Source organism: Sphingomonas aliaeris (genome assembly GCF_016743815.1).
GTDB classification, from domain to species: domain Bacteria; phylum Pseudomonadota; class Alphaproteobacteria; order Sphingomonadales; family Sphingomonadaceae; genus Sphingomonas; species Sphingomonas aliaeris.
Genome location: NZ_CP061035.1, coordinates 3,677,216 through 3,693,345 on the forward strand (window position 1 = coordinate 3,677,216; position 16,130 = coordinate 3,693,345).

General features: G+C 64.8%; 16 protein-coding genes and 1 pseudogene. 9 read left to right on the top strand and 8 right to left on the bottom strand.

Annotated elements, in window-relative coordinates; genetic code table 11:
* Positions 1-30 precede the first annotated feature (30 nt).
* Positions 31-1,440 carry a M20/M25/M40 family metallo-hydrolase gene (locus H5J25_RS17410; RefSeq protein WP_225883212.1) on the top strand — a complete coding sequence of 470 codons (1,410 nt, stop codon included), beginning with the start codon at positions 31-33 and terminating at the stop codon, positions 1,438-1,440.
* A gap of 3 nt (positions 1,441-1,443) precedes the next feature.
* On the opposite strand, the pseudogene H5J25_RS17415 reads toward H5J25_RS17410, so the two are convergent.
* Positions 1,444-3,427, bottom strand: a pseudogene (locus H5J25_RS17415) (potassium transporter Kup).
* Positions 3,428-3,538: 111 nt separating this feature from the next.
* On the opposite strand from H5J25_RS17415, the gene pdeM reads away from it, so the two are divergent.
* Positions 3,539-4,198 (top strand): ligase-associated DNA damage response endonuclease PdeM, encoded by a 660-nt coding sequence (gene pdeM, locus H5J25_RS17420; protein ID WP_202093233.1) that lies wholly within the window; start codon positions 3,539-3,541, stop codon positions 4,196-4,198.
* A gap of 16 nt (positions 4,199-4,214) precedes the next feature.
* Here the strand turns inward: pdeM and msrA are convergent, their stop codons facing one another.
* The 4 genes from msrA to pabB form a co-directional block, all read right to left on the bottom strand.
* Positions 4,215-4,874 carry a peptide-methionine (S)-S-oxide reductase MsrA gene (msrA, locus tag H5J25_RS17425; protein WP_202093236.1) on the bottom strand — a complete coding sequence of 220 codons (660 nt, stop codon included), beginning with the start codon at positions 4,872-4,874 and terminating at the stop codon, positions 4,215-4,217.
* 105 nt (positions 4,875-4,979) lie between these two features.
* Positions 4,980-5,117, bottom strand: coding sequence for a hypothetical protein (locus H5J25_RS17430; protein ID WP_202093240.1), 138 nt, complete (start codon positions 5,115-5,117; stop codon positions 4,980-4,982).
* A gap of 181 nt (positions 5,118-5,298) precedes the next feature.
* On the bottom strand, positions 5,299-6,498 hold the full coding sequence (locus H5J25_RS17435) for a pyridoxal phosphate-dependent aminotransferase (protein WP_202093242.1): 1,200 nt from the start codon (positions 6,496-6,498) through the stop codon (positions 5,299-5,301).
* Positions 6,499-6,532: 34 nt separating this feature from the next.
* On the bottom strand, positions 6,533-8,338 hold the full coding sequence (gene pabB / locus H5J25_RS17440; RefSeq protein ID WP_202093245.1) for an aminodeoxychorismate synthase component I: 1,806 nt from the start codon (positions 8,336-8,338) through the stop codon (positions 6,533-6,535).
* Positions 8,339-8,422: 84 nt separating this feature from the next.
* Here pabB and H5J25_RS17445 point away from each other — a divergent pair, with 84 nt between their 5' ends.
* Positions 8,423-9,085 carry an MBL fold metallo-hydrolase gene (locus H5J25_RS17445; RefSeq protein WP_202093247.1) on the top strand — a complete coding sequence of 221 codons (663 nt, stop codon included), beginning with the start codon at positions 8,423-8,425 and terminating at the stop codon, positions 9,083-9,085.
* 4 nt (positions 9,086-9,089) lie between these two features.
* Here the strand turns inward: H5J25_RS17445 and H5J25_RS17450 are convergent, their stop codons facing one another.
* Entirely contained in the window at positions 9,090-9,530 is a 441-nt protein-coding gene (locus tag H5J25_RS17450; protein ID WP_225883213.1) for an MAPEG family protein, read from the bottom strand.
* A 209-nt stretch (positions 9,531-9,739) separates the two neighbouring features.
* On the opposite strand from H5J25_RS17450, the gene rpmF reads away from it, so the two are divergent.
* Genes rpmF through H5J25_RS17480 form a run of 6 tightly spaced genes read left to right on the top strand, consistent with a single transcriptional unit; the run spans position 9,740 to position 12,804 of the window.
* Positions 9,740-9,919: a 50S ribosomal protein L32 gene (gene rpmF / locus H5J25_RS17455; protein WP_055774773.1), complete on the top strand. Its 180-nt coding sequence runs from the start codon at positions 9,740-9,742 to the stop codon at positions 9,917-9,919.
* A gap of 55 nt (positions 9,920-9,974) precedes the next feature.
* Complete coding sequence (gene plsX, locus H5J25_RS17460) at positions 9,975-11,006, top strand: phosphate acyltransferase PlsX (RefSeq protein WP_202093249.1); 1,032 nt, start codon at positions 9,975-9,977, stop codon at positions 11,004-11,006.
* Entirely contained in the window at positions 11,003-11,974 is a 972-nt protein-coding gene (locus tag H5J25_RS17465) for a beta-ketoacyl-ACP synthase III (protein ID WP_202093251.1), read from the top strand. Before plsX ends, H5J25_RS17465 begins: the two co-directional genes overlap by 4 nt.
* Positions 11,975-11,991: 17 nt before the next feature.
* Complete coding sequence (locus H5J25_RS17470) at positions 11,992-12,168, top strand: hypothetical protein (protein ID WP_202093253.1); 177 nt, start codon at positions 11,992-11,994, stop codon at positions 12,166-12,168.
* A complete protein-coding gene (locus tag H5J25_RS17475) occupies positions 12,147-12,446 on the top strand; it encodes an integration host factor subunit alpha (protein WP_202093256.1) in 300 nt (99 codons plus the stop codon). The genes H5J25_RS17470 and H5J25_RS17475 overlap by 22 nt, the downstream gene beginning before the upstream one ends.
* Position 12,447: 1 nt before the next feature.
* Positions 12,448-12,804, top strand: a complete 357-nt coding sequence (locus H5J25_RS17480; RefSeq protein ID WP_202093258.1) for a MerR family transcriptional regulator — start codon at positions 12,448-12,450, stop codon at positions 12,802-12,804.
* A 37-nt stretch (positions 12,805-12,841) separates the two neighbouring features.
* Here the strand turns inward: H5J25_RS17480 and H5J25_RS17485 are convergent, their stop codons facing one another.
* Both H5J25_RS17485 and H5J25_RS17490 read right to left on the bottom strand, forming a co-directional pair.
* Positions 12,842-13,381, bottom strand: a complete 540-nt coding sequence (locus H5J25_RS17485; protein WP_202093261.1) for a SixA phosphatase family protein — start codon at positions 13,379-13,381, stop codon at positions 12,842-12,844.
* A 10-nt stretch (positions 13,382-13,391) separates the two neighbouring features.
* On the bottom strand, positions 13,392-16,106 hold the full coding sequence (locus H5J25_RS17490) for an ATP-dependent DNA helicase (protein ID WP_202093263.1): 2,715 nt from the start codon (positions 16,104-16,106) through the stop codon (positions 13,392-13,394).
* Between the last annotated feature and the right edge of the window lie 24 nt (positions 16,107-16,130).

The following is a 16,130-nucleotide window of genomic DNA, read 5'->3' on the forward strand; positions in this document are numbered from 1 at the left end:
GCGTCCAAATCGGTCGAAAAGGGGCAGGACATGCGGAACTTCACACGGGCAACGATGGGCGCGCTGCTGGCGTCGGTGGCGCTGCAACCCGCCGCGGCACAAACCGCGCTCACCCCGGATCAGCAGACCTTTTTCGGCCTGTACAAGGAACTGGTCGAAACCAACACGACGCTGTCGGCGGGCAGTTGCACGCAGGCCGCGGCGCAGATCGCCACGCGCCTGAAGGCGGCGGGCTTCGCGGACAAGGACATCACGCAATTCTCGGTCCCCGATCATCCGAAGGAGGGCGGTCTGGTCGCCGTGCTGGCGGGCAGCGACCGGAACGCCAAGCCGATGCTGCTGCTCGGCCATCTCGACGTGGTCGAGGCGAAGCGCGAGGATTGGGTCCGCGATCCGTTCAAGCTGATCGAGGAAGGCGGCTATTATTACGCGCGCGGCACCGTGGACGACAAGGCGATGTCCGCGGTCTGGGCCGACAGCATGATCCGCTTCAAGCAATCCGGCTACAAACCGAAGCGCACGATCAAGCTCGCTTTGACCTGTGGCGAGGAAACCACCTTCGCGTGGAACGGGGCACAATATCTGGCGAAGGAGCGGCCAGACCTGATCGCCGCCGAATTCGTCCTGAACGAAGGTGGCGGCGGCCGCTTGAGCGACGACGGCAAGCATCAGGCGCTCGCCATGCAGGTCGGCGAGAAGGCGGCGCAGAATTATACGCTCGCCGCGACCAATCCCGGCGGGCACAGTTCGCAACCGGTGCCGGACAATGCGATCTACGAACTGGCGGACGCGATCGAGGCGATCCGGGGCTATGAATTCCCGATCAAGTTCAGCGATACGACGCGCGCGTTCTTCACCGCCACTGCGCAGACGACGCCCGCGCCGATGAGTGCGGCGATCAAGGCGTTGCTGGCCAATCCGGCCGATGCCGCGGCGGACAAGATCGTCAGCAGCGACAAGACGATGCATTCGACGCTGCGCACCACCTGCGTCGCGACCTTGCTGAATGCGGGCCATGCCGAAAACGCGCTGCCGCAGCGCGCCACCACCAACATCAACTGCCGCATCTTCCCGGGCGAGACGGTCGAGGCGACGGCGGCGAAGTTGCAGGAGCTGGCCGGGCCCAAGGTCAAGCTGACGATCAACCAGCCGATCCGCCCGACCGCCATCCCAACCCCGCTGGATCCCAAGATCATGGCCCCGGCAAAGGCGATCGCGGCGAAGCATTTTCCGGGCGTGCCATTGGTGCCGCTCATGTCGACGGGGGCGACCGACGGCATCTTCTTCCAGGCGATCGGGATCCCGGTCTACGGCGTGCCCGGCATCTTCATCGACAGCGATTTCAACGGCATCCACGGCCTCAATGAACGCATCCGCGTGAAATCGCTTTACGAAGGCCGCGACTATCTGTTCGATCTCGTCAAGGCCTATGCGGGATAGGCGCTAGACGGCGACCTGCTCGCCCAGTTCCAGCACCTTGCCCGGCGGGATGCGCAGGAAGTCCGTCGGGTCGCTGGCATTGCGTTGCAGGAACATGAAGATGTGGTCCTGCCACAGCGGCATTCCTTCCTTCGCGGCCGGTTTCAGCGTGTTTCGGCCGATAAAGTAGCTCGTCTTGGCCGGATTGAGCGCGTTCTTCACCACAGGCCCGCCAAAGCCTAGATCCGCTGGAACATCAGGGGGTTTCCATGAAGCCGTAGGTCAGGATGATGATGGCGAAGTTCTCATCCACCTTCTCCGTCTTCACGCGATCCTCGTCCGCCGCGATCGGCCGGTCCGTGGTGCGGACGCTGACGATCAGATTGCGTTCGTGCAGTACCTTGTTGTGCTTCAGATTGTGCAGCAGCGCACCCGGGGCGTTATTCGGGTTGGCGGTCAGGAACACGGCCACGCCTTCCACGCGTTCCGGCGGGCGGCGCGCGAGTGCTGAGGCAAGATCGGCGAGCGGGATGCTCTGGCCTTCCTCGAACGCGCGAACGATCCCGCGACCGCGCACCCACGTATAGACAAGCAATCCGATCGCCGCGGCGATGACCAACGGGACCCATCCACCTTCCACCACGCGAAGAATGTTCGCCCCGAAGAACACGCAGTCCAGCGCCAGAAACGGCAGGATCACCGCGGCCGAGAGCGGCCGTCCCCAGTTCCAGCGGTGCCGCACGACGATGTAGGCAAGACAGGTCGTCACCACCATCGTGCCCGTCACTGCGATCCCGTACGCCGCCGCCATCGCGGACGACGTTCGGAACTGCACCACCAGCACCAGCACCCCGGTCAACAACAGCCAGTTGATCGCCGGCAGATAGATCTGTCCCGCATGCCGCGCCGACGTCTGGCGGATCCGCAGCCTTGGCAACAGGCCGAGCTGGATCGCCTGTTGCGTCAGCGAATAGGCGCCGGTTATCACCGCTTGGCTGGCGATGATTGTGGCGAGTAGCGATAGCCCCACCAGCCAGGGGCGCAAACCGTCCGGCGCCATCACAAAAAACCAGTCCTGGTTGACGAACGGCCTCCCTTCCGCCTGCGCCTGTTCCAACGCGGCGAGGGCGAAGGCTCCTTGTCCTAGGTAGTTGATGCACAAGGTTGGGAAGATGAGGGTGAACCAGCCGATGCGGATCGGGAGGCGTCCGAAGTGCCCCATGTCCGCGGTGAGCGCCTCCGCGCCCGTCACCGTCAGGAACACCGCGCCCAGCACGAACAGCCCGGTGACGCCGTGGTCGGCCAGGAACATCACCCCGTAGAGCGGTGAAAAGACCCGCAGAATCGAAGGCTCGTCGGCGATGTGCCACAGCCCCAGCGCACCGATCGACAGGAACCACAGGATGCACACCGGCCCGAAAAAGGCGGACACCCGCGCCGTCCCGCGCGCCTGAATCATGAACAGGCCGATCAAAATACCGATCGTCAGGACGAGGATCGTATTATCGGTAATTGCGGTTTCCAGACCGGGAATCGTGCGCAAACCCTCGGCCGCCGACAGCACCGACAAAGCGGGCGTGATGATCGCGTCGCCGTAGAACAGGGCCGCCCCGCTGGCCCCCAGAACGATCGCGATCAGCGAGCGGCGGCCAAGCGCGCGCCGTGCAAGCGCGGTCAGCGCGAGCACGCCGCCTTCACCCTGATTGTCGGCGCGCATCAGGAACAGCACGTATTTCACCGTGACCACGAGGATCAGCGCCCATAACGCCAGACTGAGCACGCCCAATATCTCGCTCGGGTCGATCCCCCCCTCCGCTGTCAGCTTCAGCGCCTCGCGAAACGCGTACAGCGGGCTGGTACCGATATCGCCGAACACGACGCCGATCGCGCCCACCGTCAGCGCGATCAGCGCGGGGCGAGGTGCCGGGGGGACATGGTTCTGCGTGGCCGGCGATGCGGCGGAATTCGTGGAGTGCGCCTGCCCTGGCGTTTCAGAAGCAGAAGACATTGGATGTCGGCCTTTGATGAAGGACGGCGCGCTCTACGCCTGTTGCAGTGCAGCGCAAGCGATATAATTCAAAGCGTTGATCCATTATGACATTCGCGGCATAGCGCGGGCATGGTTCCCTTTTCGTTCGCCGGGCACGATCTGCGTGCACTTCGCCAGGGCGCATTGTTCTGGCCCGCGCGCGCGGCGTTGCTGGTCGCCGACCTGCACTTCGAAAAGGCGAGCTGGTTCGCCCGGAGCGGTCAGATGCTGCCGCCCTATGACTCGATCCAGACGTTGACCGAATTGACCGATCTGGTCGCCACGACGGGTGCGCGCGAGATCTGGTGCCTGGGCGACAGCTTCCACGACAGCGCCGGATGCGACCGGCTGCCCGAACGGGCGCAGGCGTTGCTGCGCGCCTTGACCGGCGCGCATCGCTGGATGTGGATCACCGGCAACCATGATCCCCGGATCGATCGCTGCGGTGGCGAGGTGGTGGACGAGGCCGAGGTCGATGGTCTGGTCTTGCGGCACGAGGCCGATCCGGCCGAGACGCGGCCGGAACTATCAGGACATTTTCATCCGAAACTGCGCCTGCGCGTGCGCGGCAAACTGGTGTCGCGGCGCTGCTTCGTCACCACGCCGTCGAAGATCATCCTGCCGGCCTTCGGATCGCTGACCGGTGGCCTGGACGCCACGCATCCGGAGATCGTCCGAGCGGTCGGCGGCAGCGCACATGCCGTGATCGCGGTCGAGGATCGGTTGCTGAGGTTCCCGCTGGCCGCCTGAACCGGCGATACGGGTTTTACCTCGCCAGCGTGGGAAAGCCTGCCTTGAACGCCGCAAGCTTCGGCTTGTCCCACATTACGATATACGGATGCGTCGGGTTACGATCGAAGAAGTTCTGGTGATACGCCTCGGCCGGGAAGAATTGTCCGGCCTCCAGCTTCGTCACGATCGGCCGACCGAACGCACGGGTTTTTCCCAGTTGCGCGATATAGGACGCCGCTACTGCCTTTTGCGCAGGCGTCTGCGGGAAGATCGCGCTGCGATAGCTGGGGCCGGTGTCCGGGCCTTGCCGGTTCAGTTCGGTCGGGTTGTGCGCGATCGAGAAATAGACGCGCAGCAACGTGCCGTAGCTGACCTGCGCCGGATCGAAGACGATCCGGATCGCCTCGGCATGGCCGGTGCGTTCCGTGCTGACCTGATCGTAGCTCGCCGTGTCGCGCGTTCCGCCGGCATAGCCCGCCGTGACGGACTTCACGCCCTTCACATGCTCGAACACCGCCTCCATGCCCCAGAAACACCCGCCGGCCAGGACGGCGGTCTGCAAGCCTGTCGCCCTGGGGACATCCTGTGCGGCAGCGGGGATCGGAATGGCGCGTTCCGCATTCGCAGCCCCCGACGACAAAGCGATCGCGCCCAGACCGGCGGCGGCGGCGATTGGAAGGATGAACTTCAGCATGTCGGGCTCCTGCGTGCCGCACTGGCATAGCGGCAGGAGATCAAATGGTTATGGCCGCCCAATATACCAAGAGCGGGCAAGAGGGCGCCGATGTCAAAACGCGCGTCAGCGATCGGCCTGCGCGCTGATGCCGAGCGTATCGGCGACCGCGCCCGTCGGCTGCAACGTGACCATTCCGATCGCGCCGAGCAGGAAACCGCCGGCAAACTGCCACAGGAACGTGGATTTCAGGACACTGCGCATATTCACCTCTTTCGGCCGCGCTGCGATTGCGCGCCGGCCGTCAATTCGATCTTCGTACAGGCGGCAGATCGTCCTTCGATCCGCCACCCACAATGCCGTTTTACGAAACCCAATGTTAACTCGCGCTGGCAGCGTCGTTCATGTGACGCCAAGCTTGTACCAGGCGATCCGGGGGCGGCGCTTACCTGAGGTCGGCGCAGGCGGTCTGGATGCGCGTGCACGCTTCACGCAGCAGATCGTCCGACGTTGCGTAGGAGATGCGCATCGCCGGCGACAGGCCGAATGCCGCACCCTGCACCGCCGCCACCTTGGCATCGTCCAGCAGATAGGCGACGAAATCCTCGTCCGTCGCGATGACCTTGCCCGATGGCGTCGTCTTGCCGATCAAGGCCGAGAATTCCGGATAGACGTAGAATGCGCCTTCGGGCCGCGGGCAGACGATCCCGTCCGCCTGATTGAGCATCGATACGACCAGATCGCGACGCGACTGGAACAACGCGGCGAAATCCTTCAGGAATCCCTGGTCCCCGGTCAGCGCCGCGACCGAAGCGGCCTGCGCGATCGAGCAGGGATTGCTGGTCGATTGCGACTGGAGCTTCGACATCGCCTTGATCAGCCACGGCGCACCGCCCGCAAATCCGATCCGCCACCCCGTCATCGCATAGGCTTTCGAACAGCCGTTCGCCGTCAGCGTGCGATCGTAGAGCGAAGGACAGACCTGTGCGATCGTGGTGAATTCGAAATCGTCGAACACGATATGTTCGTACATATCGTCGGCGAAGATCCAGACGTGCGGATGCCGTTCCAGCACCTCGCCCAGCGCCTGCAACTCTGCACGCGAATAAGCGGCACCGGTCGGATTGGACGGCGAATTGATGATCACCCACTTGGTGCGCGGCGTGATCGCGGCGTCCAGCTGTTCGGGGCGCAGCTTGTACCCCTGATCCGCGCCCGCCGCGACGAACACCGGCGTGCCACCGGCGAACAGCACGACGTCGGGATAGCTGACCCAATAGGGTGCCGGAATGACGACCTCGTCACCGGCATCCAGCGTCGCGACCATCGCATTGAACAGGGTATGCTTGCCGCCCGCATTGATCGTGATCTGGTCGCGCCGGTACGTCAGGCCGTTGTCGCGCGCGAACTTGCCGACGACCGCGTCCTTCAGCTGGGGCGTACCATCGACATTGGTGTATTTCGTCTGGCCATCGCGAATCGCCTTGATCCCGGCTTCCTTGATGAAGTCGGGCGTATCGAAATCGGGTTCGCCCGCACCCAGGCCGATCACGTCCACGCCCTGTGCCTTCAATTCCTGCACGCGCGAGGTGATCGCGAGTGTCGGCGAAGGCTTGATGCGGTTCAGCGCGGCGGATGGCTGCATGATGCGGGTTCCTGACGTTAGGGAAGCGCGGGCGCTATAGCGTTCGGGAGGTTCCGTTCGCAACCGCAACAATCGCGTGCGAAAGACCGCGCAGTGCATTTCCGATCAAAAAGCCGTTCCGGAGATCGGCGGGCGTCAGATCGGCTTCGATCGCACGGCCGGTTTCGATCAGCTCGGCACGCAATATGCCGGGCAGAAGGCCGCGCGACGCCGGCGGGGTCATCAGCACGCCGCCGCGTTCCACGAACACGCTGGTGAAGCTGCCTTCGGTTAGGAACCCTTCGTCGTCGACGAACACGATTTCGTCGGTTCCCGCGGATCGCCGCGCATCGTCATAGAATGCCCGGTCGCTCGTCTTGTGGCGGAGGCGGAAATCGGCCGATGCGACCGGCAGCGGCACGATTGCGACCCGCACGTCGGGAGCGAACGGCGCAGGCGGCGGCGATACCTCGATCGAGATCGCGCCGCTGCGCGCGAGCAACAGGCGCACGCGACTGGCATGGCGCAGGCGAAAGGTGGCGGCTTGCAATTCGTTGCGTGCCGCGTGCCGGTCGAACGTGAAGCCGAACAGTTCGGCGCTCGCCTTCATTCGCGCGAGATGCCTTTCCAGCAATGCGAACCCGGCCAGCGGGTCGAACGCCATCGTCTCGATCAGGTCGAAGCCGCGCTGTCCGGCGGTCAGAAAGTCGCCCTTGGCCAATGTCTCGTCCCATTCCTCGTCAACGCGCGAATCCGCGACGATACCACCCCCCGTTCCGAATATGGCATAATCCGCGCCCGAATGGATCGACAGCGTTCGAATCGCGACGTTGAACATCGCGCCCGAACATTCGGCATCGGCGGTCATGCCCGCATCGATCCGACCGATCGTCCCCGTATACAGCCCGCGCGGCGTCGTCTCGATCCCGCCGATCGCCTGCATCGCGCGAATCTTGGGTGCGCCGGTGATCGATCCGCACGGGAAGAGCGCGGCGAGCACGTCGATCGCGTCCTTGCCCGGCAAAAGCTCCGCGGTGATCGTCGACACCATCTGGTGAACCGTCGGATAGTTCTCGATCGCGAAGAGATGCGGCACCGCGACGCTGCCGGGCCGGGCGACACGCGACAGGTCGTTGCGCATCAGATCGACGATCATCAGGTTTTCGGCGCGTTGTTTTTCGTCGCGGCGCAGACGCTCGGCACGTCGCGCATCGTCGGCCGGAGTCTCCCCACGCCGCATCGTGCCCTTCATCGGGCGACAGGTCAGGCTCGTACCGTCGATCGCGACGAATAATTCGGGCGACAGCGACAGCATCACGTCCGTGCCCGTCGATACCACTGCGCCGTACCCGGCCCGCGACCGCGACCGCAGCCCTGCATACAATGCAAGAGGATCGCCCGCGACGCGGCACGTCGCGCGGTAGGTGAGGTTGGCTTGATACAGGTCCCCGGCGGCGATCAGCTCCTGCACGCGCGCGAAGTGGCTACGGTACGTGTCGACGTGCATTTCGGGCCGGGGCGCACCCATCCAGCCGCCAGCGGGGTCCGGCAGCAGCGTCGGAACAGCGTCGGGCGCAATTTCCTCGAACCCGTCGAACAGGCCGAACCAGACCAAAGGCGTGCGGGATATCGCAGGGCTGCCCAGAATGGGTTCGAACGCGGCACCCGCTTCGTAACTGACGAATCCCGCCGCATGCAGCCCGGCCGCGCTTGCCGCCCGGACATCGGCCAGTGCGGGCATGACGTCCGCCACATCCCGCGCCTCGACGATGCGAACCGGCGCGCGATACAGGCGTGCGGGCGCGCCGCCGATCCGTGCGTCGTCCAGCAATACGAACGGGGTCCTGTCGATCGCCATCATGCCCCGCCCGGCATGCCGCGCGCCCGGTGGCATCGCAAGCGGCAAGGTTGCCGCCGCCCCGTGCGCCGCTTATCTGCTGCGGGCATGACCAGTCTTCCCCCGCTGCGCGCCGCAATCGTACCCGTCACCCCCCTGCAACAGAATTGCACCTTGTTATGGTGTACGGCGACGATGCGCGGCGCGTTCGTCGATCCGGGCGGCGACCTGCCGAAACTGAAGGCAGCGGCGGCGCAGAACGGGGTAACGATCGAGAAGATCATCCTGACGCACGGCCATTTCGATCATTGCGGCGAGGCCAAGCCGCTGGCCGAAGAGCTGAACGTGCCGATCGAGGGGCCGCATGAGGACGACCTTTTCCTTCTCGAGACGCTGGCCGAGGATGGCATGAAATACGGCATCATGGGCGGCAAGGCGTTCGTCCCGGATCGCTGGCTGGTCGAGGGCGATACCGTGACGGTCGGGAACCTGACGCTGCACGTCTACGAGACGCCGGGGCATACGCCGGGGCATGTCATCTTCCATCACCCGGAATCGAAACTGGCGCTGGTCGGGGACGTGCTGTTCCAGGGATCCGTCGGCCGAACCGATTTCCCCCGCAGCAATCATCAGGACCTGATCGATTCGATCGTCGCCAAGCTGTGGCCGCTTGGCGACGATACCGCCTTCATCCCCGGGCACGGGCCGATGAGCAATTTCGGGCACGAACGGAAATATAATCCGTTCGTCGGGCAGGGCGCGACCGGCTGACGGCTCAGCCGGCTGCGGGGACGACCTCGACCGTGTCTACGGATTTGCCGGCATGGCTCATCAACGGCAGCGCGATGGCATAACCGCCCAGGCCGAGCAGCAGCAGGAACGTGACGACCGTACCGAAGGCACGTGCGCCCTTCATGCCGTCCATGCCGAAAGGATGCGCGACGCGGGCGACCAGGAACAGGATCGCCGCGCCCCACAGCCAGGTCGAAGTGCCGGCCGAAAACTCGATCACGGCGATGAGCATGACGATGAACGGCGCATATTCGACGTAATTGGCCTGTGCCCGCATCCGGGCGATCAAGGCGGCGTTTCCGCCATCGCCGATGCTGATCTTCGCGCCCGACCGGATCCTTCCTGCGCGCAGCCCCAGCCACAAGGCGAGGATCGCCGCGCCGCCAGTCGTTGCCAATGTGATCGGCATCGTGATCGTTTCCATGCTATCCCCTCCCCTGGTTTCCGATGTGATATGAACCTGCCAGCCGCTGCGCCGACTTGCAACGTTCGCAGGAATCGCTATAGGCGCATCGCTTCGCGCGTGTGTCCGGCCGCTGGTGCCACTGCGGCCGACTTCACGTCGGTTGCGTGGGGCCTTCGATTCGGGCTTGCCGCAAATTCAGGTCCGATCAAACACAAGGTTTCGCCGAAATGGCCGTCCCCAAGAGAAAAACCACGCCGTCCAAGCGCGGCATGCGTCGTAGCCACGATTCGCTCAGCATCGATGCATTCCAGGAATGCCCGAACTGCGGCGAACTGAAGCGGCCGCACAACATGTGCCCGTCGTGCAACCACTATAACGGTCGCGAGATCATCGCGGACAAGGCCTGACCGGGACACCGCCCGACCAGTTTCAGGGCCCGAACAGGTACAGGATCGGAGCGACGTGACCGACAGCTCCTTCATTGCCGTTGACGCCATGGGTGGCGACAAGGGGCTGGCAGTCATGCTGGCCGGGGTCGCCCGTGCGCGTCATCGCTTTCCCGACATGCGCTTCCTGCTGGTCGGGGACGAGACGGCGATCCGCGAAGGATTGCAGTCGCATCCGAACCTGACGGCGAATTCGGAAATCGTCCACGCGCCCGAAGTCGTCGGCTCCAGCGAGAAAGCGGGAGTCGCCCTTCGTCGCGCCAAGAAGACATCGATGGGCATCGCCATCGACATGGTGAAGCAGGGGCGCGCGGGTGCCGCGGTGTCGTCGGGCAATACCGGCGCGCTGATGGCGATGGCGAAACTGTCGCTGCGCATGTTGCCCGGTATCGATCGCCCTGCCCTGGCGGCGATGCTGCCGACCCTGGGCGACAACGATGTCGTCGTGCTCGATCTGGGCGCGAATACCGAATGCGACGCGCGCAACCTTATCCAATTCGCCGTGATGGGCGCGGCCTATGCCCGGACCAATATGGACCTGGCCTCGCCGCGCGTCGCGCTGCTGAACATCGGCAGCGAGGACCAGAAGGGCACGGACGAAATCCGGGATGCCGCCGCCGCCTTGCGCGAAGCGACGCATCTGCCGCTGACGTTCACTGGCTTCATCGAGGGCGATCGACTGTCGCGCGGCGAAGTCGATGTGATCGTATGCGACGGATTTTCCGGCAACATCGCGTTGAAGACGGCGGAGGGGACGGCACGTTTCGTCGCCGACCTGCTGAAGCGCGCGTTCCGGTCATCGATCCGATCGAAGATCGGGTTCCTGATCTCCAAGCCGGCGACGGAATTGCTGCGTCATCATCTCGATCCCAATATCCACAATGGCGCGGTCTTCCTTGGGCTGAACGGTATCGTGGTGAAGAGCCATGGCGGTGCCACCGAACTGGGCGTCGCGACCGCCATAGCCGCCGCCGCAAAGATGGTGCGCGACGATCTTACCCGCCGGATCAGTGAAGACCTCGGCAATTTCGAGGCAAAGGTAGCATGATTCGCAGCGTCATCACGGGCACCGGATCGGCCTTGCCGGCGCGACGGGTGTCGAACGCGGAACTCGCCGAGACCGTCGATACGACGGACGAGTGGATCGTCGAGCGTACCGGCATTCGCTTTCGCCACATTGCCGGACCGGACGAAACGACCGCGACACTCGCCGCCGATGCGTGCAAGGCCGCCCTCTCCGCGGCGGGGATATCGGCGCAGGACATCGACCTGATCGTCCTGGCCACGGCCACGCCCGACCAGACGTTCCCGGCCAGCGCGACCAAGGTCCAGGCGATGCTGGGAATCAACGACTGCGTCGCGTTCGACGTGGCGGCGGTGTGTTCCGGGTTCCTCTATGCCGTCCAGGTCGCCGATTCGATGCTGCGCGCCGGCTGTCACACGCGCGCGCTCGTCATCGGTGCGGAAACGTTCAGCCGTATTCTGGACTGGGAGGATCGCACCACTTGCGTCCTGTTCGGCGACGGCGCAGGCGCGATCGTCCTGGAGGCCCAGGAAAGCGACGGTGGTACGGACGCACGGGGTATCCTGGCAACGCGGCTGCACGCCGACGGCCGTCACAACGAACTTCTCTATGTCGACGGAGGGCCGTCGACGACGGGGACGGTCGGCAAGGTCCGCATGAAGGGACGCGAAGTGTTCCGACATGCGGTCGTCAACCTGGCCGCGGTGATGAACGAGTCGCTGGGACTTGCCGGGCTGGTGGCTGCGGATGTCGACTGGGTGGTGCCGCACCAGGCCAATGCACGGATACTCGACGCCACCGCCCGCAAGCTGGGGTTGGCGCCGGAAAAGGTCGTCGTTACGGTCGATCAACATGCAAATACATCGGCCGCATCCGTACCGCTGGCGCTGGATGCAGCGGTTCGCGATGGGCGTATCAGGCAAGGACAATTGATCGTCCTCGAAGCGATGGGCGGTGGCTTCACCTGGGGTGCGGCCGTGGTCCGTTTCTGAAATCTTATAGGATACCGGTGTCATTGCTGGCCGGTTATCTTACTGAATTCGCGCTGTATGATTTCAGGACATATAGGATAAAAATGTTCCCGGAGCGTCATAAAGGGGTTTCCGGCCGGATCGGTAATATGCTAGGAAAAAATCCTACCGTGGTGGTGGGAAAGGGAAGCGCATGGCGCCTGCAGGAACTTTGACACGAGCTGATCTTGCAGAATCCCTGCATCACCAGGTCGGATTGTCTCGTGCCGACTCGGCCAAGATGGTCGAGGACATCCTTTCTCACATGTGCGAGTCCCTTTCGAACGGTGAGAACGTCAAGATTTCGGGTTTCGGTACCTTCGTGCTGCGCGACAAGGGTGAGCGGGTCGGCCGAAATCCCAAGACCGGGATAGAAGTGCCGATCGCACCGCGCCGGGTGTTGACCTTCCGCGCCAGCCAGATGATGCGCGACCGTATCGTGAGCGGCGGCTGATATGGCGCTGGCCGGCGTACCCGAAAAAGCTGAGGGTGCGTTCAGGACGATTGGCGAACTCTCTCGTGAAACCGGATTGCCGCAGCATATCTTGCGGTATTGGGAGACACGGTTCCCTCAACTTCGCCCCCTGCAACGTGCTGGCAACCGCCGATACTACCGACCCAACGACATCGCGCTGGTCATTCGCATCCAGACGCTGCTCGATCAGGAAGGGTATACCATTCGCGGCGTCCAGAAGCTGCTGGCCACCGAAGGCAAGCGCGGGACGAAGCCGGATCTGGCAACTTTACGGGCCGTACGTGACTCGCTGGCTTTGGGCCTGGCCGAAGACGAGGCTTCAATACCTGGCGTCTGATCAATGCATTACCGGATGTCGCGTCCGTCTTTGACGCTCAGTCCTGGTCTGGCCCAAGCGCAGGATCCAGATCGCGCGGACGAATGAACCTGGTCAACATCGCGCGGTTCTGCGCCACGTCCGACCACTTACCCTGAAACGTCATTTCCGCGGTGCTTGCCGTGGGAAACTTCTCCTCGACCGTATCGCGCAGCGTATCGGTGGAATCGTCCGGCACGAGCATCAACACCAGATCCTCGAGGCCGGGATTGTGCCCGACCATCAACACGTTCTCTGCCGATTCAGGCAGTTCGTGAATCACGTCGAGCAACGTAACCGCCGACGCCAGATAGATCCTGCGATCGATGACGGGCGTAAGGGTATCGCCATATCCCCGAACGAGCTCCTCGATCGTTTCCGCGACGCGCGCGGCCGGCGAAGCGACGACGTGATCGAAGGAAAGCCCCAGCCCGCGCCAATGACGCCCGACGATCGCCGCCGCTCGCTTGCCCTTGCCGTTCAAGGGCCGATCGACATCACGGACGACCTTGTCGTCCCAACCGGACTTGGCATGGCGGAGCAGGGTCAACGTCTTCATGGGCTCTCCGTCAGGCGTCCTGCGGAGATTCATGCACGACACTCGTGACGGAAGGAAGACGAGATGCGCGCATTACCGCCTCGTCGAGCGTGACGCGTTCGATTTTCACCCCCGGCGGAAAGGCGGTGAGCAGGCGGGACGGCATCGCCGCGGACAGCAATACGAACATTCCCCGATCGTCGGCGCGGCGGATCAACCGCCCGAACGCCTGCGCCAGCCGGGCGCGGACGATCCGGTCTTCATAAGCACTTCCGCCCCCGGCAAGCCGGCGCGCCGCGTGAAGCACCGTCGGCTTCGACCAGGGCACCCCCTCCATCACCACCAGCCGCAAGGAATCGCCGGGTACGTCGACACCGTCGCGCAATGCATCGGTGCCCAGCAGGCTGGCCGATGCATCGTCGCGAAAGATATCGATCAGCGTGCCCGTATCGATGGGATCGACATGCTGCGCATAGAGCGGCAGTCCGTCGCGCGCGAGACGATCGGCAATCCGCGCATGGACACCGCGCAGCCGCCGGATCGCGGTAAACAGGCCGAGCATCCCGCCGCGGCTCGCGCATCCCAGCCGGGCATAGGCATTGGCGAGCGCGCCCATATCGCCCCGCTTGACGTCAGTGACGATCACGACCTGCGCCTGGCTGGCATAGTCGAACGGCGACGGCGCTTCGAATCGACTGGCGCCGCGCAGCAGATGGGTGGCGCCGGTGCGCGCCTCGGCTACATCCCACTCGCCGCCGCCGCGCAACGTCGCCGAGGTGACCAGGGCACCGTGCGCAGGCTTCAACACCGTCTCCGCGAAGGGCTTGCTGGGATCGAGCCAATGCCGGTGCAGGCCGATATCGTATTCCCGGCCCTCGATACGGTCGACCGCCATCCAGTCGACGAAATCGGGCGTTGCCGGCCCGCCGATCCGCGCGAGCAACGACACCCAGGCGGCGACGGTCTCCGCCCGCCAGCCGATCGACGCGATCGCGCCCTCGACCCGCGCGCGGGCGGGACCGTCCATCCAGTCGGGCGCCTCCTGCAACACCGCCTCCAGCCGCCGCCCCAGGCCGACCAGCGGGCGAACCAGCGCGTCGAGCGCTTCGGCGGCCGGCCCCGCCGCCTCGACCAAAGCCGCGTCCGGTTCGGCAAGCTCCGTCTCCAGACCATAGCCGGCATCGCCGCCAACATCCCTGCCCGCCTCGGCACGCGCGAAGGTGAGGCCGCGAACGGCGGCAAGCAGCGTCTCGATCGGGCCGAACGGTGCCCCCTCGGCCAGCCGTTGCAACCAGCCGTCACTGGCCAGCGCACTCGCCGCCACGACCGCTTCGGAAATGGCACGCGCGCCGCCTTCGTCATAGCTCGCCACGTCGGACAACCGCGCCTGAAGCCCGCGGCGCCGCCCGCGCCCACCGGATTCGGGACCGAGGATCCAGCGCCGGATCTCGATCGTCTCGCCGCCGGTCAGCCCGGTGGAAAACATAGAATCCGCGGCATCGAAGATGTGATGCCCCTCGTCGAAGACATAGCGTGTCGGGCGTGTGGTCAATTCGCGCCCACGTGCCGCATTGACCATCACCAAAGCATGGTTGGCAATGACGATGTCGGCTTCCGCGCTGGCGCGGGCCGCGCGTTCGATGAAGCATTTCCGGTAGTGCGGGCATCCGGCATAGACGCATTCGCCGCGCCGGTCGGTCAGCGCCGTCGATCCGTTGCGCCGGAAAAGCGTCGGCAGCCAGCCCGGAAGATCGCCGCCGACCATATCCCCGTCCGCACTATAGGCCGCCCAGCGCGCGACGAGTTGCGCGAGGATCGCCGCGCGTCCGGCGAACCCGCCCTGCAGGGCGTCTTCCAGATTGAGCAGGCAAAGATAGTTCTCGCGGCCCTTTCGGGTGACGACTTTCGCCTTTCGCACAATGGGGTCGGGGTAGAGCCGCGCGCTTTCCTGACCGAGTTGCCGTTGCAACGCCTTGGTGAACGTCGATACCCAGACGGCACCGCCTGCTTTCTCCGCCCAAAGCGATGCGGGCGCGAGATAGCCCAAAGTCTTGCCGATCCCCGTGCCCGCCTCGGCCAGCACCATGTTCGGCGTATCCCGCATCATCCGCGGGCCGAACGCCTCTATCGCGGCTTGCGCAAAGGCACGCTGTCCCGGCCGCTGTTCGGCGGCGCTCCCGGTAAGTTGCGCGAGACGACTTTGCGTTTCTTCCGGCTCCAGCGCGATCGTGCGCGGCTGCGGCCGGGGGGCGCCTTCCGACCATTCGGGGAGTTTCGTGAACAGCCACCGTTCCGCCTCGACCGGCTTGTCGAGATGGTCGCCGACCACCGGCGCCCACGGCCAGCGCAGGCGGAACAGGGATTGGGCGCTGGTCCAGGCCCCTTCCTTCTCGGGCCAATCGTGCTTCGGCAGGTCCAGCAAGGCGACCGCCGCGTGCAACAGGAATGCCGCCACATCCTCGTCCCGCGCAGGCGCTTCGAGGCCCGTCGCCCGCGCCAGGCCACGCGGCGTCGGGACCATGAAGCGTGCCGGACACATGAACGCGTACAGTTCGAGCAGATCGAGCCCGGAAAACTCGGCATATCCCAGCCGCTGCCCGATCAGCGCCGCATTCAGCACGATGACCGGCGTATCGGCCGCGATACGGATCGCCTCGCCTCGACCGATCGGCCGGGTGCCGTCCGCGGTGGCGATCCAGATGCCGCTATGGCTCGCATGTATCGCGGGATAGGGAAGCGGGGTCACGCCGCCCTTGTCGCGCAGCGGGAA

Bases quoted from the DNA above. Each gene is read 5' to 3' on its own strand.
- H5J25_RS17410 (WP_225883212.1), top strand. From the start codon at position 31: ATGCGGAACTTCACACGGGCAACGATGGGCGCGCTGCTGGCGTCGGTG.
- pdeM (WP_202093233.1), top strand. From the start codon at position 3,539: ATGGTTCCCTTTTCGTTCGCCGGGCACGATCTGCGTGCACTTCGCCAG.
- msrA (WP_202093236.1), bottom strand. From the start codon at position 4,874: ATGCTGAAGTTCATCCTTCCAATCGCCGCCGCCGCCGGTCTGGGCGCG.
- H5J25_RS17430 (WP_202093240.1), bottom strand. From the start codon at position 5,117: ATGCGCAGTGTCCTGAAATCCACGTTCCTGTGGCAGTTTGCCGGCGGT.
- H5J25_RS17435 (WP_202093242.1), bottom strand. From the start codon at position 6,498: ATGCAGCCATCCGCCGCGCTGAACCGCATCAAGCCTTCGCCGACACTC.
- pabB (WP_202093245.1), bottom strand. From the start codon at position 8,338: ATGATGGCGATCGACAGGACCCCGTTCGTATTGCTGGACGACGCACGG.
- H5J25_RS17445 (WP_202093247.1), top strand. From the start codon at position 8,423: ATGACCAGTCTTCCCCCGCTGCGCGCCGCAATCGTACCCGTCACCCCC.
- H5J25_RS17450 (WP_225883213.1), bottom strand. From the start codon at position 9,530: ATGGAAACGATCACGATGCCGATCACATTGGCAACGACTGGCGGCGCG.
- rpmF (WP_055774773.1), top strand. From the start codon at position 9,740: ATGGCCGTCCCCAAGAGAAAAACCACGCCGTCCAAGCGCGGCATGCGT.
- H5J25_RS17465 (WP_202093251.1), top strand. From the start codon at position 11,003: ATGATTCGCAGCGTCATCACGGGCACCGGATCGGCCTTGCCGGCGCGA.
- H5J25_RS17475 (WP_202093256.1), top strand. From the start codon at position 12,147: ATGGCGCCTGCAGGAACTTTGACACGAGCTGATCTTGCAGAATCCCTG.
- H5J25_RS17480 (WP_202093258.1), top strand. From the start codon at position 12,448: ATGGCGCTGGCCGGCGTACCCGAAAAAGCTGAGGGTGCGTTCAGGACG.
- H5J25_RS17485 (WP_202093261.1), bottom strand. From the start codon at position 13,381: ATGAAGACGTTGACCCTGCTCCGCCATGCCAAGTCCGGTTGGGACGAC.